Below are 22,177 nucleotides of genomic sequence, written 5' to 3'. Positions count from 1 at the left end.
ACGACAGGGAATCTCCCGGTCTCAGCTACACAGTGGCTACAGAATTGCTGATGAGAAAAGCACAACCGGCAGACCCGAAACGGATCTACCGGTTGCCGGCGTGCCGGGGCGCAGGCCCTGGCAGCCTTCAGGTCGATAAGACCGGATTAGCGACGCAGACCCAGACGCTGGATGAGCTCCAGGTAACGATCGGCGTTCTTGCGCTTGAGGTAGTCCAGCAGCTTACGACGCTGGTTTACCATCCGGATCAGACCACGGCGGGAATGATGATCCTGCTTGTTGGTCTTGAAGTGATCCTGCAGCTTGTTGATGTTGGCGCTCAGCAGTGCCACCTGAACTTCAGGGGAACCGGTATCGCCTTCACCTTGCTGAAAATCCTTAACGATCTGTGATTTCTCACTGGCAGACAGTGCCATATTTCACCTCATTGTTTGCGATGCTCTCGAATACGGCCGAACCGCGCATCTCTACAGCCCGGCTAACCAGCGTCACGCCTTGCGTTGATCGCTGTTCTTCACCAGACGACGGGGCACAAGCTGAACCGCCTCGCCGTCCGTGATTGCTTCCGCCAACCCCACGAAGCCCTTGCTGCCGTATACACGCACAAAGCCTTCAAGCGATTGACCGGTTATTCTAACCGGTTGTCCATTCAATATCGACACCAGCGACGGGCCCGCCAGCTGCACCTCCGGAAACATCGACAAGGCCGCATCTGGTGCCACCAACAGGCCATCCAGGCTTTCGCCCAGCTCCCGTTTTGCCTCCAGATCCGGGACCTTATGCACGTGGTCCAGAGTGAACCCCGAGGCCATGGTGCGGCGCAGGGCGGTCACATGAGCGCCACAGCCAAGGGCTTCGCCGATATCCTCAACCAGTGAGCGAATGTACGTACCCTTGGTGCAGCTGACTGCCAGATCGATCTCATTGGCGCGCACGGCCAGCAAATCGAGCTGGTAGATGGTCACCGGTCGAGCCGGCCGCTCCACCTCGATGCCTTCGCGGGCATACTCGTACAGGGGACGACCCTTGTGCTTGAGGGCCGAATACATGGAAGGAATTTGCTGGATGTCGCCGCGGAATCGGTCAAGCAGCGGCTCCAGGACCTCGGCCGAGAGCTCCGCCGGTACCGGCTTCTCCTCGACCACGGCACCCTCGCTGTCACCGGTTTCGGTGCGAACGCCCAGGCGGGCGGTGGCGATGTAGGCCTTGTCGCTGTCCAGCATCATCTGTGAGAACTTGGTGGCCTCACCAAAACACAGCGGCAGCACCCCGGTCGCCAGGGGATCCAGCGCCCCGGTGTGGCCGGCTTTGGCCGCACCGTACAGGCGCTTGACCTGTTGCAGGATGCCATTGGAGGTCACACCCTGAGGCTTGTCGATGACCAGGATGCCGTTTACGTCACGACCTTTGCGTCGGCGACTCAAGCCTTCTGCTCCGGATCGTCCTGAGTGTCGTCCCCATCCTGCTCCACCGCGGGCTTGTCGCCCACGGCCTCGCGAATGAGGCTGTCCATCTTGCGGCTGTAGCCCTGGAGCGTGTCGAAATGGAACCGAAGCTGGGGCACTACCCGCAGCTTCATGGCCCGTCCGACCTGGCCGCGCAGGAATCCCGAGGCCTTGCTCAGCACCTTCAGGGAGTCCTGCACCTGGGGCGATTCCTCACCCAGCTCCTCGGTGGACAGCAGCGACACGTAGACATCGGCATAGCCCAGGTCCCGGCTGACCTTGACGGCATTGACCGTGACCAGCCCGACCCGCGGGTCCTTGACCTCCCGCTGGATCAGCTGGGCCAGTTCCCGCTGCATCTGATCGCCGATGCGATCAATACGACTGAACTCTCTCGGCATCAGGCCCCCGTGGACTCGAGCTGACGCTCGACGCGAACGCGGTCAAAGACCTCGATCTGGTCGCCGACCTTGACGTCGTAGCCCTTAACGCCGATACCGCACTCCATGCCGTTACGAACTTCCGGCACGTCGTCCTTGTAGCGGCGCAGGGATTCCAGCTCGCCCTCGAAGATCACCACGTTATCGCGCAGCACCCGGATCGGCTTGTTCCGGTAGACCACACCCTCGGTGACCATGCAGCCAGCCACCTGGCCAAACTTCGGCGACCGGAATACGTCGCGAACATCGGCGATACCCACGATGTCCTCGCGGAATTCCGGCGCCAGCATGCCGGTCAGGGCCGCTTTCACGTCGTCGATCAGGTTGTAGATGATGCTGTAGTAGCGCAGGTCCAGACCTTCCTGCTCCACCAGGCGCTTGGCGGCGGCATCGGCCCGTACGTTGAAGCCGAAGATGACCGCGTTGGTCGCCATGGCCAGGCTGACGTCGGTCTCGGCGATACCGCCAACACCGGAAGACACCATCTTGACCTGAACCTCGTCGTTGCCCAGATCCTGCAGGGCCTTGGAGATGGCCTCCAGGGAGCCGCGGACGTCGGTCTTGAGCACCACGTTGAGGGTCTTGACCTCGTCCTTGCCCATGTTCTCGAACAGGTTCTCGAGCTTGGCCGCCTGCTGACGCTGCAAACGCTGCTCACGCTCGCGGGTCTGACGGAACTCGGCCAGCTCTTTCGCTTTCTTTTCGTCGGCAACGGCAAAGAACTCGTCGCCGGCATCCGGCGTGCCGTTCAGGCCCAGGATCTCGACCGGAATGGACGGACCGGCTTCTTTGGTCTGCTTGCCGGCTTCGTCGGTCATGGCCCGGACCTTACCGAAGTAGGAACCGGCCACAACCATGTCGCCCTGACGCAGAGTACCGTTCTGTACCAGAACCGTGGCCACGGAACCGCGACCGCGCTCCAAGCTGGACTCGACCACAACACCCTTGGCGGGTGCGTCGGCGGAGGCCTCCAGCTCGAGGATCTCGGCCTGCAACACCAGGGCTTCCAGCAGCTCCTCGATGCCCTGCCCGGTGTGGGCAGAAACCGGCACGAACTGCACGTCGCCGCCCCAGTCCTCGGGAATCACTTCCATCCCGGCCAGTTCGGTCTTGATCCGGTCCGGATCGGCCTCTTCCTTATCCATCTTGTTGATAGCAACCACGATGGGGACGCCGGCGGAGCGGGCGTGATCGACGGCTTCCTTGGTCTGGGGCATGACGCCGTCATCGGCCGCCACCACCAGAACCACGATGTCGGTGCACTGGGCACCACGGGCACGCATCGCGGTAAAGGCCGCGTGGCCCGGGGTATCCAGGAAGGACACCATGCCCTGATCGGTCTCAACGTGGTAGGCGCCGATGTGCTGGGTGATGCCGCCGGACTCGCCAGACGCCACCTTGGTGCGGCGAATGTAGTCCAGCAGTGACGTTTTGCCGTGGTCAACGTGACCCATAACGCTCACCACCGGTGCACGCTTGGTCTTTTCCCCGCCCTCGAAGGCGATCTCGCTCAGGACCTCTTCCTCGAACGCGTCTTCGCTGACAGTCTTGACCTTGTGCCCAAGTTCCTCGGTGACCAGCACCGCGGTTTCCTGGTCCAGCGCCTGGTTGATGGTGGCCATGACGCCCATGCCCATCAGGGTCTTGATCACGTCCGCCGCCTTGACCGCCATGCGTTGGGCAAGGTCACCGACGGTAATCGTTTCCGGAATCTCTACTTCTCTGACCATTGGTTTGGTCGGCCTCTCGAAGCCGTGACGCTTCTCTTTGGGTTTCTTTTTCGCACGCAGCGGTTTACGCAGCGTGGTCTCTTCCTCATCGTCGGAAATGACGATCGGCTCTTCCACCGGCCGGCTGCGTGGACCACGATGGCCCGCCGATTTCTTCTTCGGCTTGCCTTCCTCAATCTCATCGCCGCGCTCGCGAACTTTTTCTTTCTTTTTCTTCGGCTTGCGATCCTTGCCATCACCCTCAGGCGGCGGCATCGGCATGTCTTCCGGGGCCGGAGTCGGCTCCGGCTCGGCCGCTTTGGCCGGTGCTTCTTCCGCCGCAGGATCGGCTTTCGCCTCGGCCGCGGCTTCGGTGGCCGGAGCTTCCGCCTCAGGCGTCGACGCCTGCTCGGCGGCAACCTTCGGCGCCTCTTCCACCGGCGCCGCTTCCGGCTTGCGCTCTTCCTGGGCTGCTTCCGGTTGCGGGGCTTCCGCCTCCGGCTGCAGCTCGGCGCGCTTGATGTAGGTCCGACGCTTGCGCACCTCCACGTTCACGGTCTTGGCCTTGCCCGCCTTCAGCGTGGTGGTGGTCTTACGCTTCAGGGTGATTTTGCGGGGCTCGGAATCCGCTTCACCGTGTGTCTTTCTCAAATAGGCCAGCAACTGCTGCTTCTCATCGCTGGAGACAGCGTCGTTTTCGGAGCGGGCCTTCAGGCCTGCCTCGACGATCTGCTTCAGCAAACGATCCACGGGAGCGCCTACGTCATCGGCCAGTTGTTTTACCGTTACTTCAGCCATACTGGTCCTCCTCCCGAATTAAGCCTGGTCTTCGAACCAGGGGGCACGTGCGGTCATGATGAGCTGACCGGCACGCTCTTCATCCATACCTTCAATCTCAAGCAAATCACCTACGGACTGCTCGGCCAGATCTTCCATGGTGCGTACGCCCATGCCGGCCAGTTTGAACGCCAGTCCGCGGTCCATGCCGTCCATACCCAGCAGGTCTTCTGCCGGCTCGGCACCCTCAAGCGCCTCCTCGCTGGCCAGGGCCTGGTTCAACAGGACATCCTTGGCGCGGCGACGCAGCTCGGTGACGGTTTCTTCGTCCAGGCCGTCGATCGCCAGCATCTCTTCCATGGGGACATAGGCCACTTCTTCAATGGAAGTGAAGCCTTCCTCAATCAGGAAGCCGGCAAACTCGTCGTCGACGTCCAGGTTGCTGGTGAAGTGCTCAACCAGACGATTGTACTCCTGTTCCTGACGCTCGCCGGCTTCTTCCTCGGTCATCACGTTCAGGGTCCAGCCGGTCAGGTCGGTGGCCAGGCGTACGTTCTGGCCGTTACGACCAATGGCCTGGGCCAGGTTGTCTTCGGCAACCGCGACGTCCATGGTGTGGCGGTCCTCGTCCATGACGATGGACGCGACTTCGGCCGGTGCCATGGCGTTGATCACCAGCTGGGCCGGGTTGTCGTCCCACAGCACGATATCGACGCGCTCACCACCGAGTTCGTTGGACACGGCCTGAACCCGCGAACCACGCATACCGACGCAGGCGCCGACCGGATCGATCCGGCGGTCGTTGGTCTTGACGGCAATCTTGGCGCGGGAGCCCGGATCGCGGGCGGCACCACGGATCTCGATCAGCTCCTCGGCGATCTCAGGCACTTCAATGCGGAACAGTTCGATCAGCATCTGCGGCGCGGTACGGCTGAGGATCAGTTGCGGGCCGCGATGGTCGGTGCGGATCTCCAGCAGCAGGGAGCGAACCCGGTCGCCCATGCGGAAAGTCTCCCGGGGAATCAGGTTTTCCCGGGGCAGCAGGGCCTCGGCGTTGGCGCCGAGGTCAACGATGACGTTGTCGCGGGTTACCTTCTTGACGGTACCGGACACCAGCTCACTGACCCGGTCACGGTAGCTGTCGACAATCTTGGTGCGCTCGGCTTCACGCACTTTCTGGAAGATGATCTGCTTGGCCGCCTGGGCGCCAATCCGACCGAAGGCCACCGACTCGATCTTCTCTTCGTGGATGTCGCCCGGTTTGAGCTCTTCGTCGATGTCACCCGCTTCCTGCAGAGTCAGCTCGGTTCCCAGCGCTGGCACGGCGTCGTTGTCGACCACCAGCCAGCGACGGAAGGTTTCGTATTCGCCGGTGCGACGGTCGATAGACACTCGAATGTCGGCTTCTTCGTCCTCGTACCGCTTTTTGGCCGCGGTGGCGAGAGCGAGTTCGATCGCCTCGAAAATCACATCCTTCTCGACTCCTTTCTCGTTCGAGACGGACTCAACCACCAGCAAGATCTCTTTACTCATTCGATTGCCCTGCCCTCAAAATAGACTGTGCGTCCAATGACTGTTATTCAGATGTGTTCACTCAAAAACCGGGACGATGTGTGCCCGCTCAATGCTCTCGAACGGCAGCAGATACTCGTGGTCGTCGACCACCACAACCACATCGTCACCTTCAATGCCTTTCAGCAGGCCCTCGAACTTGCGCCGCCCCTCGTAGGCCATGCGCAATCGGATCTGGACCCGATGCCCCGCGAACGCCTCATACTGCTCCAGGCGGAACAGCGGGCGATCCATTCCGGGCGATGACACTTCCAGGGTATATTCGGTCTGGATGGGGTCTTCCACATCCATCACACCACTGATCTGACGACTGACTTTCTCACAATCGTCGACCGACACCCCCTGTTCCGGGTTGTCGATGAACACCCGAAGCTTGGAGTAATGGCCCTGCGAGCGGTACTCGATGCCCCAGAATTCGTAACCGAGGCCTTCCACCACCGGGCGAAGAATGTCTTCCAGTTGCTTAAGCTTGGCTGACAAGTTTTGCCATCTCCGTTCGTAAATTTACCGGGCCCAAAAACAAAAAAAGGGCTGTTGATCAGCCCTTTTTATGCACCAGGGCCTGATGCGCCAGGCCCCTTAATCAAAAAGCCCCGAATGTTGGGGCCTTTTGTTGCAAGAACTCACAGGAAGCACACCGATGAACCGCTTCCTGCTGACAGACACCTGGCCTGCCAGAAACCTGCGCCCAGGGCGCTGGTCTCAATATCCGCCGGAGTATAGAGACGCCAAACGGACTGGTCAAGGACTGACCAAAAAAAACGGCCTGGGTTAGCCAAGCCGTTTTTTTCTTCTAATATGGTGCCCGGGGCCGGACTCGAACCGGCACGGCTTTCGCCACTACCCCCTCAAGATAGCGTGTCTACCAGTTCCACCACCCGGGCAACACTCTTACTCGAGCTCGGGAAGATCAGACTCCCCGCTCTCGGTTTCGCCGGCCTGCTCGGCCTCGGCTTCGCCAGCCGATTCCATGGGCGCTGAATGCCGGGATTCCTCGACCATAGGAATACCTGCTTCACCCGCCACTTCGGCGCGCTGCTTGGCGAAGACCGCCAGCGAAAAACTCGTCACAAAAAACACGATCGCCAGGATGGTCGTGATCCGGGTCAGGAAGCTGCCGCTACCCTGGCTACCAAATACCGTCTGGGAGGCACCACCACCGAAGGCGGCGCCTGCATCGGCACCCTTACCCTGCTGGATCAGCACGAGACCCACCAGTGCCACGGCAATCACCACGTGCACAACGACTACCAGTGTTTCCATCCAATCCATAACGACTCTCGCGAACCTTTAACTTTCAGCACCTGCCGGCATGGCTCGGCAAATACTTACAAAATCTTCTGACTTCAACGATGCTCCGCCGATCAAACCGCCGTCAATATCCGGCTCGGCGAACAAAGCGGCTGCATTATCCGCTTTTACACTGCCGCCGTAAAGCAGGGAAATGCTCTCGGCGGGCGCTCCAGCTTCGGCCAACGTGACCCGAATCGCAGCGTGCATGGCCTGGGCGTCTTCCGCGGTCGCGGTCTTGCCAGTACCGATGGCCCAGACAGGCTCATAGGCAATGACCACTTGGCCCCACTGCTCGGCCGCCACCTTGGTCAGCGCGGCTTTCACCTGCGACGCTACGACCGCTTCGGCCCGGCCAGCCTCACGCTCATCCAGGGTCTCGCCGACGCAGACGATCGCGGTCAGACCAGAGGCGAGCAATCGCTCCACCTTGGCAGCCACCAGCTCGTCGCTTTCGCCGAACAGCTGACGCCGTTCCGAGTGCCCGACCAGGGCGTACTCGCAACCCTGATCCTTGGCCATGTCCGCGGACACTTCCCCGGTGTAGGCCCCAGAGGACCACTGCCCCACGTTTTGCACGCCAACCGCCAGCTTACCGCCAGCCTGTTCAACGACATCACCGACATAAATCGCGGGAGGGATAATAACAACCTCCACACCATTATCAAGCGCTTCGGCCTCAGACCGAACACAGCCGACAAGCTCTTTGGCCAGGTCTTTCGACCCGTTCATTTTCCAGTTTCCGGCTACGATCTTACGGCGCATAACTCTTCCCAAACGTGAGGGAGGGCGAACTATACAGCACTCCCTCCCGGCAGACAACCGCCTGAATTTTCGCCACTAAGGCGCGGACTGCTCGACCACCACGGCGAGCTCGTTGGCGATACGGGCAATCACCTCAGCGTCCTGACCTTCGGTCATGACCCGAATCAGCGGCTCGGTGCCCGACGCCCGCAACAGCACACGACCGCCATCACCCAATTCGGCCTCGGCGCGCTGGACCGCGGCAACAATGTCGTTCCGGCCGAGCGGATCGAACCGCTCCGCCACCCGGACGTTGACCATGGTCTGCGGCAATTTGGTCATGCCCCGACGCAGATCCGCCAGGGTCTTGCCCGACTTGCTGATTGCCAGCAATACCTGCAGGGCGGAGACGATGCCGTCACCGGTGCTGGTGCAATCCCGAATCACCATGTGGCCGGACCCTTCGCCGCCCAGCACCCAGTTGTTCGCCAGCAGCCGCTCCATCACGTAGCGGTCACCCACCTTGGCGCGCTCGAATTCGATGCCCTGCTCCCGCAGGGCCAGCTCGACGCCCAGGTTGGTCATCAGCGTGCCGACCACGCCGCCCTTGAGCCGGCCCTCGGCAAAACGCTGGGAGGCAATCACGAACAGCAGTTCGTCGCCATCGACCTCGCTGCCGTCCCGGTCCACCATCATCACCCGGTCGCCGTCGCCGTCGAAGGCAATGCCAAGATCGGCGCCCTGCTCGACCACGGCGCGCTTGAGCGCGCCCAACTCGGTGGAACCCACATTGAGGTTGATGTTCAGACCATCCGGCTCGCCCCCAATCACGGACACCTTGGCACCCAGCTCCCGGAAGACTTTCGGGGCGACGTGGTAGGTCGCGCCGTGGGCGCAATCGAGCACGATCTTCTTGCCTTCCAGAGTGAACTCGTTGGGTACGGTGCTCTTGCAGAACTCGACGTAGCGACCCGGCGCGTCATCGACCCGCGACGCCTTGCCCAGGTCGGCCGAGGCGCACACTTCCAGGGGCTGATCGAGCCAGCGTTCGATCTCGGTCTCCAGGGCGTCGTCCAGCTTGGTACCGGACGCCGAGAAGAACTTGATGCCATTGTCATGGTGTGGATTGTGAGAGGCACTGATGACAATACCGGCCGAGGCACGGAAGGTGCGGGTCAGATAGGCAATGGCCGGGGTCGGCATGGGCCCGAGCAGTTTGACGTCGACACCGGCGGCGGACAGCCCCGCCTCCAGGGCAGATTCGAACATGTACCCGGACAGGCGGGTGTCCTTGCCGATCAGCACGCTGTTGCGCTGACCGTCACGCTTGAACGCCTGTCCGGCCGCCCAACCCAGGCGCAACATGAACTCCGGGGTAATCGGCGTTTCGCCAACCCGCCCCCGGATGCCATCGGTGCCAAAATACTTTCTGTCGGACATCAGCGTGCCTCCTTCATGGCCGTCACTACCTTGACGGCGTCCACAGTTTCCCGAACGTCATGCACCCGAACGATGCTGACGCCTTTCATGGCCGCTATTGTCGCGGCGGCGAGACTCGCGGGCAACCGTTCTGTGACTTCCCGGCCGGTGATCGCGCCCAGCATGGACTTGCGCGACATCCCCACCAGCAGCGGGTGGCCCAGCACGTGCAATTGCTCCAGGCACGCCAGCAACTGCAGGTTGTGCTCCAGGGTTTTACCAAAACCAAACCCGGGATCGAGGATGATGTTCTCCGGGCGCATCCCGGCCTGCTCCGCGATCCGCATACGCTCGGTCAGGAACGAACTGACGTCCCGCCGGACATTCCGGTAGTGCGGCCGGTCCTGCATGGTATCCGGCTCGCCCTGAATGTGCATGATGCAGGCTGGAATGCCGGCCTTGGCGGCGGCCTCGGGGGCACCGTCACGCTGCAGGGCACGTACGTCGTTGATCAGCCCCGCGCCCAGGCGCGCGGTTTCGGCCATGACCTCCGGCGCACTGGTGTCCACCGACACCACCACGTCCAGCTCCTTGGCGATGGCCTCGACCACCGGACATACCCGGTCCATCTCTTCCTGGACCGACACCGGCGACGCACCCGGGCGAGTGGATTCGCCCCCCACATCGATAAACGCGGCGCCGTCCGCCACCATCTGCCGGGCCCGGGCCATCGCTGCCGCCGGGCTGTTGAACTGGCCACCATCGGAAAAGGAGTCGGGCGTGACGTTCAGCACGCCCATGACGTGGCAGCGGGACATATCGAGCGCCCGCCCGGCAAAATTCAGTTCCATAACCCATCCTGTTTCGGAGTGACAAAAACAAACGCCGCCCGGAATCCGGACGGCGCATTTTTTCAGCTAGGGGTCTTGCGGGCGAGTCAGTGCTCGCCGGCCGGACGCCCAATGCCAGGCTGACGATCGTCGCTGGCGTCCTTGGCACCGGCGACCTGCTCCGAATCCCCGGCGGTAGCCCCACCGGTCGGACCATTGTCACCCCAGCCCTTGGGCGGACGCGGCACCCGACCTTCCATGATGTCGTCGATCTGGAAGCGGTCGATGGTTTCGTACTTCATCAGGGCATCGGCCATGAGGTCGAGCTTGTCGCGGTTGTCGATCAGCAGCTGGCGCGCTTTTTCGTAGCACTCATCGATGATGTTCCGCACTTCCTCGTCGATGCGCTGGGCGGTTTCCGGCGAGTACACGGTCTGCGACTGACCGGCGGACCGGCCCAGGAAGGGCTCTTCGCTGTCGGTGTCGTACTGCAGCGGTCCCAGCTTCTCGGACAGACCCCAACGGGTCACCATGTTGCGGGCCAGGCTGGTGGCGCGCTCGATGTCGTTGGAGGCACCGGTGGTAACACCATCGAAGCCGAGAGTCAGCTCTTCCGCAATCCGGCCACCGAACAGGCTGCAAATGGAGCTGATCAGATAGCGCTTGCTGTGGCTGTACTTGTCCTCTTCCGGCAGGAACATGGTCACACCCAGGGCGCGGCCGCGCGGGATGATACTGACCTTGTACACCGGGTCATGCTCCGGCATGAGCCGGCCGACGATGGCGTGACCGGACTCGTGGTAAGCCGTGTTGCGCTTTTCCTTCTCGCTCATGACCATGGACTTGCGCTCGGCGCCCATCATGATCTTGTCCTTGGCGAGTTCAAACTCCTCCATGGATACCAGGCGCTGGTTCCGACGGGCTGCGAACAGCGCCGCCTCGTTCACCAGGTTGGCCAGATCGGCACCGGAAAAGCCGGGGGTACCGCGGGCAATGAGGGCCGGCTCAACGCCGTCCGCCAGCGGCACCTTCTTCATGTGCACTTTCAGGATCTGCTCGCGACCGATGATGTCGGGCAGGCCCACCACGACCTGACGGTCGAAACGGCCCGGGCGCAGCAGCGCCGGGTCGAGCACGTCCGGACGGTTGGTGGCGGCGATCACGATCACGCCTTCGTTGCCTTCGAAACCGTCCATCTCAACCAGCAGCTGGTTCAGGGTCTGCTCGCGCTCATCGTGGCCACCACCCATGCCGGCGCCACGATGGCGACCGACCGCATCGATTTCGTCGATGAAGATGATGCACGGGCTTTGCTTCTTGGCCTGCTCGAACATGTCGCGTACCCGGGAGGCACCCACACCCACGAACATTTCCACGAAGTCGGAGCCGGAGATGGAGAAGAACGGCACCTTGGCCTCGCCGGCAATCGCCTTGGCCAGCAGGGTCTTACCGGTACCCGGCTGCCCCACCATCAGCACGCCCTTGGGGATGCTGCCACCCAGACGCTGGAACTTGCTCGGATCCCGCAGGAAATCCACCAGTTCCTTGACGTCTTCCTTGGCCTCGTCGACACCGGCGACGTCGGCGAAAGTGGTCTTGATCTGGTCTTCGCTCATCAGCCGCGCCTTGCTCTTGCCGAACGACATCGGGCCTTTACCGCCCCCGCCACCTTGCATCTGGCGCATGAAGAACACGAACAACGCGATGATGATCAGGATCGGGAAGGCCGCGACCAGCAACTGCGTCCACAGGCTCTGGCGCTCAGGCTCCTTACCGATCACCTCGACCTGGTTGGCGAGCAGATCGTCCATCAGCTTGTTGTCGGACACCTGGGGACGGATCGTCTGGAATTGGGAGCCGTCACCGCGGGTACCCTGAATTTCCAGACCATCGATGGTCACCCTGCTGACCTGGCCCTGCTGGACCATTTCAACAAACTGGGAATAATTGACTTGTTGGCCGCCGGGTGTGGGAGAGAAATTCTGAAACACCATCAGCAGCACTGCGGCTATGATTAGCCAGAGAACCAGATTTTTTGCCATATCGTTCAAGGATCGTCACCTGTGAATTGAAGGGCCGCCTTCCGGAGCCCTTTCCTGACACCTTACACCAATTGTACGCCGGTCCACCAGAAACGGCCCATCCGTATCGGCCACAGGCGGGCGGTGCTAGAGCGCCCGTGTCCGCGCCGGCCAATGCCAATAAGCGCGGTCATACCCTGATATTGGGCGCGAAATCTGAAATTACAACGCCCCGGCGACCAATCGGCCGCCGCGACCGCCATCCGCAACGCCCGGAGCGCGCCCAGGATAAGTGTTAACGGCCATTTTTCAGGACCGGCGATCTGATACACTGGCTAGTCTACGAGTTTGTCGGCGCCAAAACGCTGACCTTTTGTTAATCGCATTCATAAAGAGATCACATCATGAGCCTTTCTCCGGAACAGCGCCGGGAATACCGGGCTATTGCCCACAATCTGAAGCCGGTGATCATCGTTGGCGACAAGGGCCTGTCCGAAGGACTCCAGGAGGAACTGGAGCGGGCCCTGAACGACCACGAGCTGATCAAGATCAAAGTCGCCAATCCTGACCGTGAAGCGCGCCAGGAAGCAATGCAGGAGCTGTGCAAGGTGGCGGGCGCCGAACTGGTGCAGTCGATTGGCAAGATCGCGGTGATTCTTCGGCGCGCCAAGAAGCCCAACCCCAAGCTGTCCAACCTGCTGCGCTTCAAGAACTGATCGCATCAGACTGACGGACACAAAAAAGCCGGCTGGGGCAGCACCCGAGCCGGCTTTTTTTTGTGCAGTCCCGTCGCTTAGACGTACTCCACCTCTTCGATTTCGTATTCCACGGTGCCCGAGGGCACGCGGATGGCTACCACGTCGCCTTCGTTCTTGCCCACGAGCGCGCGGGCAATGGGCGAGGAGATGGAGATCTTGCCGGCCTTGATGTCGGCCTCATCCTCACCCACGATCTGGTAGCGGACCTGCTCGTCGCTATCCATGTTCAGCAGGTGCACCGTGGTGCCGAAGATCACCTTGCCGGTGTTCTCCATGGTGGTCACATCGATGACCTGGGCCGAGGCCAGCTTGCCTTCGATTTCCTGGATCCGGCCTTCGACGAAGCTCTGCTGCTCCCGGGCCGCGTGGTATTCCGCGTTTTCTTTCAGATCGCCGTGCTCGCGGGCGTCGGCGATGGCGGCAATCACCCGCGGGCGATCTTCAGTTTTCAGCTTCTGAAGTTCCTCGCGGAGGCGGGTTTCGCCCGCCTTGGTCATTGGTACTCTGTCAGACATAGTCTCACTTTCCTGCGTGGAGATCCTGGAGGCGACGTACAGTGCGCTCCGGGCCGAATTTGATGGCCCGGCAAAAGGCTTCGCCGCCTGCCAGTGTGGTTGTATAGGTCACCTTGGTCTGCAAGGCGGACTGGCGAATCTGGGCCGAGTCGGAAATGGCCTTGCGCCCTTCGGTAGTGTTGATGATCAGCTGGACCTGTCCGTTCTTGATGGCGTCCACAATGTGGGGCCGGCCTTCACGCACCTTGTTCATGCGCTCGACCTCGATGCCGGCCTCACGCAGCGCCTTGGCGGTGCCGGTGGTCGCGATCAGCTTGAATCCGGCCTCGACCAGATCGCGGGCGACCTTGGCCGCACCCGGCTTGTCCACGTCCCGCACCGACATGAAGGCGGTGCCCTTCACCGGCAGCCGCTCACCGACCGCCAGCGCAGCCTTGGCGAAGGCTTCGTCAAAGCTGTCACCCAGGCCCATGACCTCACCGGTCGACTTCATCTCCGGCCCAAGGATCGGATCCACGGCCGGGAACTTGTTGAACGGGAACACCGACTCTTTGACCGCGTAGTAGGACGGCACGATCTCCTGGGTGAAGCCCTGCTCGGCCAGGGACACACCGGCCATGACCCGGGCCGCGACCTTGGCCAGGGACACGCCAATGGCCTTGGACACAAACGGCACGGTCCGGGACGCCCGCGGGTTGACCTCGATCACGTAGATCTCGCCATCCTGCCAGGCCAGCTGCACGTTCATCAGCCCGATGACGTCCAGCTCGATCGCCATTTTCTTCACGGCCTCGCGCATCTCGTCCTGCACCTGCTGGGACAGGGTGTACGGCGGCAGGGAGCAGGCGGAGTCACCGGAGTGCACGCCGGCCTGTTCGATGTGCTGCATGATGCCACCGATGACCACGTCCTTGCCGTCGCTGATGGCGTCGATGTCGACCTCAATGGCGGCATTCAGGAAGTGGTCCAGCAGCACCGGGCTGTCGTTGGACACCAGCACCGCGTTGCGCATGTAGCGCACCAGCTCTTCCTCGTCGTAGACGATCTCCATGGCGCGACCACCCAGAACGTAGGACGGGCGCACCACCAGCGGGTAGCCGATTTCCCGGGCCGCCAGAATGCCTTCCTCGTGGCTGCGCACGGTGGCGTTGTCCGGCTGCTTCAGGCCCAGGCGGGTAATCATCTGCTGGAACCGCTCCCGGTCCTCGGCGCGGTCGATGGCGTCCGGGCTGGTGCCGATGATCGGCACGCCGGCCGCTTCCAGGCCACGGGCCAGTTTCAGCGGGGTCTGGCCGCCGTACTGCACGATCACGCCCTTGGGCTTCTCGACGTGGATGATCTCCAGCACGTCTTCCAGGGTGATCGGTTCAAAGTACAACCGGTCGGAGGTGTCGTAGTCGGTGGACACGGTCTCCGGGTTGCAGTTGATCATAATGGTTTCGTAGCCGTCCTCACGCATGGCCAGGGCCGCGTGGACACAGCAGTAGTCGAACTCGATGCCCTGGCCGATGCGGTTCGGGCCACCACCGATGACCACGATCTTGTCCCGGTCGCTGGCGTCCGACTCGCACTCTTCCTCATAGGTGGAGTACATGTAGGCGGTGTCGGAGGCAAATTCGGCGGCGCAGGTGTCCACCCGCTTGTACACCGGACGGATGTCCAGGTCGTGGCGCAGCTTGCGCAGGCTGACTTCGGAAATGCCCAGCAGCTTGGCCAGACGGGCATCGGAGAAGCCCTTGCGCTTGAGCCGGAACAGGGTGGCCTGGTCGATGTCGGCCTTACCGGCGGATTTCAGCGCCTGCTCTTCGCGGACAATGTCCTCGATCTGCACCAGGTACCAGGGGTCGACCTTGGTGTGCTCGAACACGTCCTCGACGCTCATGCCGGCGCGGAAGGCGTCACCGATGTACCAGACGCGCTCGGCGCCGGGCACATTCAGTTCGCGGGTCAGGGTTTCCTGGGAGTTTTCCGAACTCAGGTCGGTGAGCTTTTCGTCAAAGCCTTCGGAACCGACTTCCAGACCCCGCAGGGCCTTCTGCAGGGATTCCTGGAAGGTCCGACCGATGGCCATGACCTCGCCCACGGATTTCATCTGGGTGGTCAGGCGGGCATCGGCCTGGGGGAATTTCTCGAAGGTGAACCGGGGAATCTTGGTGACCACATAGTCGATGCTGGGCTCGAACGAGGCTGGGGTCACGCCGCCGGTGATTTCGTTGCGCAGCTCATCGAGGGTATAGCCCACCGCCAGCTTTGCAGCCACCTTGGCGATCGGGAAACCGGTGGCCTTGGAGGCCAGCGCCGAGGAGCGGGACACCCGCGGATTCATCTCGATGACCACCATGCGGCCGGTGTCCGGGTTGATGCCGAACTGCACGTTGGAGCCGCCGGTCTCGACACCGATCTCACGCAGAACCGCCAGCGAGGCGTTCCGCATGATCTGGTATTCCTTGTCGGTCAGGGTCTGGGCCGGAGCCACGGTGATCGAGTCACCGGTGTGCACGCCCATGGCGTCGAAGTTCTCGATGGCACAGACGATGATGCAGTTGTCGTTCTTGTCGCGAACGACCTCCATCTCATACTCTTTCCAGCCGATCAGGGACTCGTCGATCAGCAGCTCGTTGGTCGGCGACAGGTCCAGGCCGCGCTGGCAGATTTCCTCGAACTCGTCCCGGTTGTAGGCGATGCCGCCACCGGAGCCACCCATGGTGAAGGACGGCCGGATGATGCAGGGGAAACCGATGTCGTCGGCCACTTTCCAGGCTTCGTCCATGGAGTGAGCGATGGTGGCGCGCGGGCACTCCAGGCCAATCTTCTTCATCGCCTTGTCGAACCGGTCCCGGTCTTCGGCCTTGTCGATGGTGTCGGCGTTGGCGCCGATCATCTCAACGCCGTGCTCGGCCAGCACACCGTGCTTTTCCAGGTCCAGGGCGCAGTTCAGCGCGGTCTGGCCACCCATGGTCGGCAGCAGCGCATCCGGCTTTTCCTTTTCGATGATCTTGGCGACGGTCTTCCAGGTGATCGGCTCGATGTAGGTGGCATCGGCCATGACCGGGTCGGTCATGATGGTGGCCGGGTTGGAGTTGACCAGGATGACCCGGTACCCCTCTTCCCGCAGTGCCTTACAGGCCTGGGCTCCGGAGTAGTCGAACTCGCACGCCTGTCCGATGACGATGGGGCCCGCGCCCAGGATCAGAATGCTTTGGATGTCGGTACGTTTTGGCATGTCTTGTAAAACCTGTCAGCAACTATGAAATTCTTGCAGCGCAAAACGCGGCGCGTGTCGGTTCCGGGCGCTGGCCCGGAGGCTCTGCCCTCAGGCAGACCGGGCTTCCATCAGCCGGATGAACTCGTCGAACAGCGGCGCCACGTCGTGGGGGCCGGGACTGGCTTCCGGGTGGCCCTGGAAACTGAACGCCGGCTTGTCGGTGCGACGAATCCCCTGCAAGGTGCCATCGAACAGGGATTTGTGAGTCGCTTTCAGGGTCTCGGGCAGCGAACTCTCGTCCACGGCAAAGCCGTGGTTCTGGCTGGTGATCATCACCGTACCGTCGGCCAGGTTCTGCACCGGGTGGTTGGCACCGTGATGGCCGTGGCCCATTTTCATGGACTTGGCGCCGCTGGCCAGGGCCAGCAACTGGTGGCCCAGGCAAATACCAAATACCGGAATCTCGGTCTCCAACACTTCTTGGATCGCCTTGATGGCGTAGTCACAGGGCTCGGGGTCGCCCGGACCGTTGGACAGGAACACCCCGTCCGGATTCATCGCCAGCACCTCAGAGGCCGGGGTCTGGGCCGGTACCACGGTGATGTCGCAGCCGCGGGCGGCGAGCATGCGCAGGATGTTGAACTTCACGCCGTAATCGTAAGCGACCACTTTGAACCGGGCATCACCGCGCTCGCCGTAACCCGCGTCCAGGGTCCACTCGCTCTGGGTCCAGTTCCAGACCTTCTCGGAGGTCACTTCCTTGGCCAGATCCATGCCTTTCAGGCCCGGGAAGGCCTTGGCCAGCTCCAGCGCACGCTCGGCCGTCGCCTCGGCACCGGCGACGATGGCCCCGTTCTGGGACCCCTTGTCACGCAGGATGCGGGTCAGGCGGCGGGTATCGATGTCGGCGATGCCGACAATGTTGTTGCTGCGCAGGTAGTCGTCCAGCGAGCCCTTGCTGCGCCAGTTGCTGGTGGTCAGCGGCAGGTCGCGAATGATCAGGCCGGCGGCCTGGACGCGGTCGGACTCGACATCTTCCTCGTTCACACCGGTGTTGCCGATGTGCGGATAGGTCAGGGTCACGATCTGGCGGGAATAGGACGGATCAGTCAGGATTTCCTGGTAGCCGGTCATGGCGGTGTTGAACACCACTTCGCCGCTGGTTTCTCCGTCAGCGCCAATGGCAGTGCCGTAGAACAGGCTTCCGTCTGCGAGTGCAAGGATTGCAGGTGTGCTCAAGGCTTGTATCCTCATCGAGTGGCGTATCGGTTCGTCACGAACAGGAACGCAAGCGCAAATTCAGGTCGCAAAAAAGCGAGAGGGAGTCAAAACTCCGTCCCGCTTTTTGTTGCCCGTAAACGCTTTAGGTTTCACGGGCGTTTTTAAAAGCTACGCTTGGTGCAGTTAAACCGCCCTAGTGTAAAAAATATGCGGCTTTCTGTCCATTCAAAATCACGCCCACCGGCCTATTTGAGCGACAGTACGTCCTGCATGTCGTACAGGCCCGCTGGCTTGTCCGCCAGCCACAGCGCCGCCCGCATGGCGCCCTTGGCGAAGGTCATGCGGCTGCTGGCCTTGTGGGTAACCTCAATGCGCTCCCCCTCGGTGGCGAACAGCACGGTGTGATCGCCCACCACGTCACCGGCGCGGATGGTCTCGAAACCGATCTCCTTGCGGGTGCGCTCGCCGGTGAAGCCTTCGCGGCCGTAGACGGCGCATTCCTTCAGGTCCCGACCGAGGGCGTCCGCCACCACCTCACCCATGCGCAGGGCAGTTCCGGACGGCGCGTCCTTCTTGTGGCGGTGGTGGGCCTCAATGATTTCCACGTCGTAGTCGTCGCCGAGGGTCTGGGCGGCGGTACGCAGCAGGTTGAGGACCACGTTCACACCCACGCTCATGTTGGGTGCGAACACCACCGGCGCCGATTCCGCCGCCAGCGCCAGTTGCGCCTTTTCGGCCTCCGACATGCCGGTGGTACCGATCACCAGGCGTTTGCCGTGGGTCTTGCAGAACTCGGCGTTGGCCAGGGTCAGGTCCGGGAAGCTAAAGTCGATGAGCACATCGAAATCGTCCTTGACCTCATCCAGGGCGCCCACCAGCTTGACCCCGGTCTTACCGATACCGGTCAGCTCGCCGGCATCGGCACCGATCAGACTGCTGCCCGGCTCGACCACGGCCGCACCCAGCTCCAGACCCTCGGTGCCGTCAACGGCTTCGATCAACACTTTGCCCATGCGCCCGGCGGCGCCGATGATTGCTACCCTCATGCTCGCACTTCCTTTTATCGGCCGGTCAGAATTTCATTTCGTCGAAGAAGCTTTTCACACCCTCAAACCAGGAGGTTTTCTTCGGTGCGTGCTCGTTGCCGTTGCCGCCGTCCAGGGTCTGCTGGAACTCTTCCAGCAGTTCCTTCTGACGCTTGGTCAGGTTCACCGGCGTCTCCACGATCACCCGGCACAGCAGGTCGCCGGAGGGGCCGCCACGAACCGGGCTGACGCCCTTGTTGCGCAGGCGGAACAGCTTGCCGGTCTGGGTCTCGGCCGGAATCTTCAGCTTGACCCGGCCATCCAGGGTCGGCACTTCCAACTCGCCACCCAGGGCCGCATCCACGATGCTGATCGGCACCTCACAGTATAGGTTACGACCATCCCGGGTGAAGATGGCATGCTCACGCACCGCGATCTGCACGTACAGATCCCCGGGCGGACCACCGTCAATACCCATCTCGCCCTCACCGGACAGGCGGATACGGTCGCCAGTATCGACACCCGGCGGCACCTTGACCGACAGGGTCTTTTCTTCCTGAACCCGGCCCTGACCGTGGCAGGACTTGCACGGATTCTTGATGATCTGACCGGAACCGCGACAGGTCGGACACGCCTGCTGCACGGTGAAGAAGCCCTGCTGCATGCGCACCTGCCCCATACCCTTACAGGTACCGCAGGTTTCCGGGGTGGAGCCTTTTTCGGCCCCACTGCCATCACAGACCTCACACTCCCGGTGACCCGGGATCTTGATCTGGACGGTCTTGCCTTTCACGGCCTCCTCGAGATCCAGCTCAAGGGTGTAGCGCAGATCGGCACCGCGGGTGTTGCGGCCACGACCACCGCCACCAAAGATATCGCCAAACACATCCCCGAAGATGTCGGAGAAGCTGGCACCGCCACCGCCGAAGCCACCGCCGGCCTGGCCATCGACACCGGCGTGACCGAACTGGTCGTAAGCGGCGCGTTTGGAGTCGTCCGCCAGGATCTCGTAGGCTTCGCTGGCCTCCTTGAACTTGTTCTCGGCGTCGGTGTCGTCCGGGTTACGGTCGGGGTGATATTTCATCGCAAGCTTGCGGTAGGCTCGCTTGATGTCTTTCTCGTCCGCATCCCGGGAAACCCCGAGAATTTCGTAATAATCGCGCTTGGCCATGCTTCAAAACCCTGTTTTTAAACGCGGAAAACGCGGGGAGTTCCCCGCGTTTTCCAACTGCCTGATGTACGTCAGATTTACCGCTTGTCGTCGTCTTTGACTTCTTCAAACTCGGCGTCAACGGCGTCGTCAGACTGCTGGCCCTGGGCCTCTTCCTGACCACCGGCCTGCTGCGCCTGCTCGGCCTGATCTGCATACATCTTCTGAGCCAGCTCAGAGGACACTTCGGTCAGCTTCTGGGTCTTGGCTTCGATGTCGTCCTTGTCGGAACCTTCCAGAGCTTCTTCCAGCTCCTTGATGGACGCTTCGATGGACTCTTTCTCGCTGTCGCTGACCTTGTCACCGGCTTCGCTCAGAGTCTTGCGTACCGCGTGCACCATGGCATCGCCCTGATTACGGGCCTGCACCAGCTCCTCGAACTTGCGATCTTCCTCGGCGTTGGCCTCGGCGTCCTGCACCATCTTTTCGATCTCGTCGTCGTTCAGACCGGACGAGGCCTTAATAACGATGGACTGCTCCTTGCCCGTCGCCTTGTCTTTCGCAGACACGTTCAGGATGCCGTTGGCGTCGATGTCGAAGGTGACTTCGATCTGCGGCACGCCACGGGGCGCCGGCGGAATGTCGGCCAGATCGAAACGACCCAGCGACTTGTTCTGGTTCGCCTGCTTGCGCTCACCCTGGACCACGTGAATGGTCACGGCGGTCTGGTTGTCATCCGCGGTGGAGAAGGTCTGCGACTTCTTGGTCGGGATGGTGGTGTTCTTGTCGATCAGCGGGGTCGCCACGCCACCCATGGTTTCGATACCCAGGGTCAGCGGAGTAACGTCCAGCAGCAGAACGTCTTTCACGTCGCCAGACAGCACGGCGGCCTGGATGGCAGCACCCATGGCCACGGCTTCGTCCGGGTTAACGTCCTTGCGGGCCTCTTTGCCGAAGAACTCTTTAACCTTTTCCTGCACCAGCGGCATACGGGTCTGACCACCGACCAGGATAACCTCGTCGATTTCACCGGCCTTCATGCCAGCGTCCTGCAGGGCCACCTTACACGGCTCCAGGCTGCGCTGAACCAGATCTTCCACCAGTGACTCGAGCTTGGCGCGGGTCAGCTTGACGTTCATGTGCTTCGGACCGGACGCGTCTGCGGTGATGTACGGCAGGTTGACGTCGGTCTGCTGGCTGCTGGACAGCTCGATCTTGGCCTTCTCACCAGCTTCCTTCAGACGCTGCATCGCCAGGGAATCACCACGCAGGTCGATGCCGCTGTCTTTCTTGAACTGGTCAGCCAGGTACTCGATGATTTTTAGGTCGAAGTCTTCACCACCCAGGAAGGTGTCACCGTTAGTGGCCAGAACCTCGAACTGGTGCTCACCGTCCACATCGGCAATCTCGATGATGGACAGGTCGAAGGTACCACCACCCAGGTCGTACACGGCTACGGTACGGTCACCGCTCTTCTTGTCCAGACCATAGGCCAGGGCCGCAGCGGTCGGCTCGTTGATGATCCGCTTCACTTCCAGACCGGCGATCTTACCCGCGTCCTTGGTGGCCTGACGCTGGCTGTCGTTGAAGTAGGCCGGAACGGTGATCACCGCCTCGGTTACCTTCTCGCCCAGGTAGTCTTCCGCGGTCTTCTTCATCTTCTTCAGAACTTCCGCGGACACCTGCGGCGGTGCCATCTTCTCGCCTTTTACCTCAACCCAGGCATCGCCATTGTCAGCCTTGGTGATCTTGTACGGCACCATCTTGATGTCTTTCTGGACCACGTCGTCTTCAAAACGACGACCGATCAGACGCTTGATGGCGTACAGGGTGTTGTGCGGGTTGGTGACCGCCTGACGCTTGGCAGACTGGCCTACCAGTGTCTCGCCGTCATCGGTGTAGGCGATGATGGACGGGGTGGTGCGATCACCCTCGGCGTTTTCAATAACCTTGACCTTGTCACCATCCATGATGGCGACACAGGAGTTGGTGGTTCCCAGGTCGATACCGATAATCTTGCTCATTGAGTCACTCCAATGCTTCTGAATACTTTCCC

The 22,177-nt window shown here is 61.7% G+C and carries 18 protein-coding genes and 1 tRNA gene; 1 reads left to right on the top strand and 18 read right to left on the bottom strand.

The window, feature by feature from the left end:
- Nucleotides 1-146: 146 nt before the first annotated feature.
- The 12 genes from rpsO to ftsH form a co-directional block, all read right to left on the bottom strand.
- Nucleotides 147-416 carry a 30S ribosomal protein S15 gene (rpsO, locus tag U5822_RS08970; protein WP_041339122.1) on the bottom strand — a complete coding sequence of 90 codons (270 nt, stop codon included), beginning with the start codon at nucleotides 414-416 and terminating at the stop codon, nucleotides 147-149.
- Nucleotides 417-488: 72 nt separating this feature from the next.
- Nucleotides 489-1,424 carry a tRNA pseudouridine(55) synthase TruB gene (gene truB / locus U5822_RS08965; RefSeq protein WP_322855285.1) on the bottom strand — a complete coding sequence of 312 codons (936 nt, stop codon included), beginning with the start codon at nucleotides 1,422-1,424 and terminating at the stop codon, nucleotides 489-491.
- The gene (rbfA, locus tag U5822_RS08960; protein ID WP_322855284.1) at nucleotides 1,421-1,846 is read right to left on the bottom strand and encodes a 30S ribosome-binding factor RbfA; all 426 of its coding nucleotides are present in this window, start codon (nucleotides 1,844-1,846) and stop codon (nucleotides 1,421-1,423) included. The genes truB and rbfA overlap by 4 nt, the downstream gene beginning before the upstream one ends.
- On the bottom strand, nucleotides 1,846-4,392 hold the full coding sequence (infB, locus tag U5822_RS08955; protein ID WP_322855283.1) for a translation initiation factor IF-2: 2,547 nt from the start codon (nucleotides 4,390-4,392) through the stop codon (nucleotides 1,846-1,848). Before infB ends, rbfA begins: the two co-directional genes overlap by 1 nt.
- A gap of 18 nt (nucleotides 4,393-4,410) precedes the next feature.
- Nucleotides 4,411-5,904 carry a transcription termination factor NusA gene (gene nusA, locus U5822_RS08950; RefSeq protein WP_322855282.1) on the bottom strand — a complete coding sequence of 498 codons (1,494 nt, stop codon included), beginning with the start codon at nucleotides 5,902-5,904 and terminating at the stop codon, nucleotides 4,411-4,413.
- A 57-nt stretch (nucleotides 5,905-5,961) separates the two neighbouring features.
- Nucleotides 5,962-6,423, bottom strand: coding sequence for a ribosome maturation factor RimP (gene rimP / locus U5822_RS08945; RefSeq protein WP_322855281.1), 462 nt, complete (start codon nucleotides 6,421-6,423; stop codon nucleotides 5,962-5,964).
- A 319-nt stretch (nucleotides 6,424-6,742) separates the two neighbouring features.
- Nucleotides 6,743-6,827: transfer RNA gene (locus tag U5822_RS08940), tRNA-Leu, on the bottom strand.
- A gap of 7 nt (nucleotides 6,828-6,834) precedes the next feature.
- Nucleotides 6,835-7,215: a preprotein translocase subunit SecG gene (secG, locus tag U5822_RS08935; RefSeq protein ID WP_322855279.1), complete on the bottom strand. Its 381-nt coding sequence runs from the start codon at nucleotides 7,213-7,215 to the stop codon at nucleotides 6,835-6,837.
- Nucleotides 7,216-7,233: 18 nt separating this feature from the next.
- Nucleotides 7,234-7,998, bottom strand: coding sequence for a triose-phosphate isomerase (gene tpiA, locus U5822_RS08930; protein ID WP_322855277.1), 765 nt, complete (start codon nucleotides 7,996-7,998; stop codon nucleotides 7,234-7,236).
- 75 nt (nucleotides 7,999-8,073) lie between these two features.
- On the bottom strand, nucleotides 8,074-9,417 hold the full coding sequence (glmM, locus tag U5822_RS08925; protein WP_322855276.1) for a phosphoglucosamine mutase: 1,344 nt from the start codon (nucleotides 9,415-9,417) through the stop codon (nucleotides 8,074-8,076).
- A complete protein-coding gene (gene folP, locus U5822_RS08920; RefSeq protein WP_322855275.1) occupies nucleotides 9,417-10,247 on the bottom strand; it encodes a dihydropteroate synthase in 831 nt (276 codons plus the stop codon). Before folP ends, glmM begins: the two co-directional genes overlap by 1 nt.
- A gap of 86 nt (nucleotides 10,248-10,333) precedes the next feature.
- Entirely contained in the window at nucleotides 10,334-12,277 is a 1,944-nt protein-coding gene (gene ftsH / locus U5822_RS08915; protein WP_322855274.1) for an ATP-dependent zinc metalloprotease FtsH, read from the bottom strand.
- 374 nt (nucleotides 12,278-12,651) lie between these two features.
- On the opposite strand from ftsH, the gene yhbY reads away from it, so the two are divergent.
- Nucleotides 12,652-12,963, top strand: a complete 312-nt coding sequence (gene yhbY / locus U5822_RS08910; RefSeq protein ID WP_322855273.1) for a ribosome assembly RNA-binding protein YhbY — start codon at nucleotides 12,652-12,654, stop codon at nucleotides 12,961-12,963.
- A gap of 77 nt (nucleotides 12,964-13,040) precedes the next feature.
- Here yhbY and greA read toward each other — a convergent pair whose 3' ends face one another.
- The 6 genes from greA to dnaK all read right to left on the bottom strand — a co-directional run bounded on the left by greA (nucleotide 13,041) and on the right by dnaK (nucleotide 22,145).
- Nucleotides 13,041-13,520: a transcription elongation factor GreA gene (gene greA, locus U5822_RS08905; RefSeq protein WP_322855272.1), complete on the bottom strand. Its 480-nt coding sequence runs from the start codon at nucleotides 13,518-13,520 to the stop codon at nucleotides 13,041-13,043.
- 4 nt (nucleotides 13,521-13,524) lie between these two features.
- A complete protein-coding gene (carB, locus tag U5822_RS08900) occupies nucleotides 13,525-16,743 on the bottom strand; it encodes a carbamoyl-phosphate synthase large subunit (protein WP_322855271.1) in 3,219 nt (1,072 codons plus the stop codon).
- A gap of 90 nt (nucleotides 16,744-16,833) precedes the next feature.
- The gene (carA, locus tag U5822_RS08895; RefSeq protein WP_322855270.1) at nucleotides 16,834-17,964 is read right to left on the bottom strand and encodes a glutamine-hydrolyzing carbamoyl-phosphate synthase small subunit; all 1,131 of its coding nucleotides are present in this window, start codon (nucleotides 17,962-17,964) and stop codon (nucleotides 16,834-16,836) included.
- Nucleotides 17,965-18,191: 227 nt separating this feature from the next.
- A complete protein-coding gene (gene dapB, locus U5822_RS08890; RefSeq protein ID WP_322855269.1) occupies nucleotides 18,192-18,992 on the bottom strand; it encodes a 4-hydroxy-tetrahydrodipicolinate reductase in 801 nt (266 codons plus the stop codon).
- Nucleotides 18,993-19,017: 25 nt separating this feature from the next.
- Nucleotides 19,018-20,142, bottom strand: a complete 1,125-nt coding sequence (gene dnaJ, locus U5822_RS08885; RefSeq protein WP_322855268.1) for a molecular chaperone DnaJ — start codon at nucleotides 20,140-20,142, stop codon at nucleotides 19,018-19,020.
- 77 nt (nucleotides 20,143-20,219) lie between these two features.
- Nucleotides 20,220-22,145 (bottom strand): molecular chaperone DnaK, encoded by a 1,926-nt coding sequence (gene dnaK, locus U5822_RS08880; protein WP_322855267.1) that lies wholly within the window; start codon nucleotides 22,143-22,145, stop codon nucleotides 20,220-20,222.
- Nucleotides 22,146-22,177 lie beyond the last annotated feature (32 nt).

The organism is Marinobacter qingdaonensis, assembly GCF_034555935.1.
In the GTDB taxonomy this organism is placed as follows: Bacteria; Pseudomonadota; Gammaproteobacteria; order Pseudomonadales; family Oleiphilaceae; genus Marinobacter; species Marinobacter qingdaonensis.
Note: the sequence above shows the minus strand (reverse complement) of the source record. Positions and strands in the feature narration are given on the sequence as shown.

What these genes read in the sequence shown, in the direction of transcription:
- tpiA (WP_322855277.1), bottom strand. Translation starts at nt 7,998, where the DNA reads ATGCGCCGTAAGATCGTAGCCGGAAACTGGAAAATGAACGGGTCGAAA.
- dnaK (WP_322855267.1), bottom strand. Translation starts at nt 22,145, where the DNA reads ATGAGCAAGATTATCGGTATCGACCTGGGAACCACCAACTCCTGTGTC.
- glmM (WP_322855276.1), bottom strand. Translation starts at nt 9,417, where the DNA reads ATGTCCGACAGAAAGTATTTTGGCACCGATGGCATCCGGGGGCGGGTT.
- carB (WP_322855271.1), bottom strand. Translation starts at nt 16,743, where the DNA reads ATGCCAAAACGTACCGACATCCAAAGCATTCTGATCCTGGGCGCGGGC.
- dapB (WP_322855269.1), bottom strand. Translation starts at nt 18,992, where the DNA reads ATGAGGGTAGCAATCATCGGCGCCGCCGGGCGCATGGGCAAAGTGTTG.
- rbfA (WP_322855284.1), bottom strand. Translation starts at nt 1,846, where the DNA reads ATGCCGAGAGAGTTCAGTCGTATTGATCGCATCGGCGATCAGATGCAG.
- infB (WP_322855283.1), bottom strand. Translation starts at nt 4,392, where the DNA reads ATGGCTGAAGTAACGGTAAAACAACTGGCCGATGACGTAGGCGCTCCC.
- nusA (WP_322855282.1), bottom strand. Translation starts at nt 5,904, where the DNA reads ATGAGTAAAGAGATCTTGCTGGTGGTTGAGTCCGTCTCGAACGAGAAA.
- folP (WP_322855275.1), bottom strand. Translation starts at nt 10,247, where the DNA reads ATGGAACTGAATTTTGCCGGGCGGGCGCTCGATATGTCCCGCTGCCAC.
- greA (WP_322855272.1), bottom strand. Translation starts at nt 13,520, where the DNA reads ATGTCTGACAGAGTACCAATGACCAAGGCGGGCGAAACCCGCCTCCGC.
- rpsO (WP_041339122.1), bottom strand. Translation starts at nt 416, where the DNA reads ATGGCACTGTCTGCCAGTGAGAAATCACAGATCGTTAAGGATTTTCAG.
- secG (WP_322855279.1), bottom strand. Translation starts at nt 7,215, where the DNA reads ATGGATTGGATGGAAACACTGGTAGTCGTTGTGCACGTGGTGATTGCC.
- dnaJ (WP_322855268.1), bottom strand. Translation starts at nt 20,142, where the DNA reads ATGGCCAAGCGCGATTATTACGAAATTCTCGGGGTTTCCCGGGATGCG.
- yhbY (WP_322855273.1), top strand. Translation starts at nt 12,652, where the DNA reads ATGAGCCTTTCTCCGGAACAGCGCCGGGAATACCGGGCTATTGCCCAC.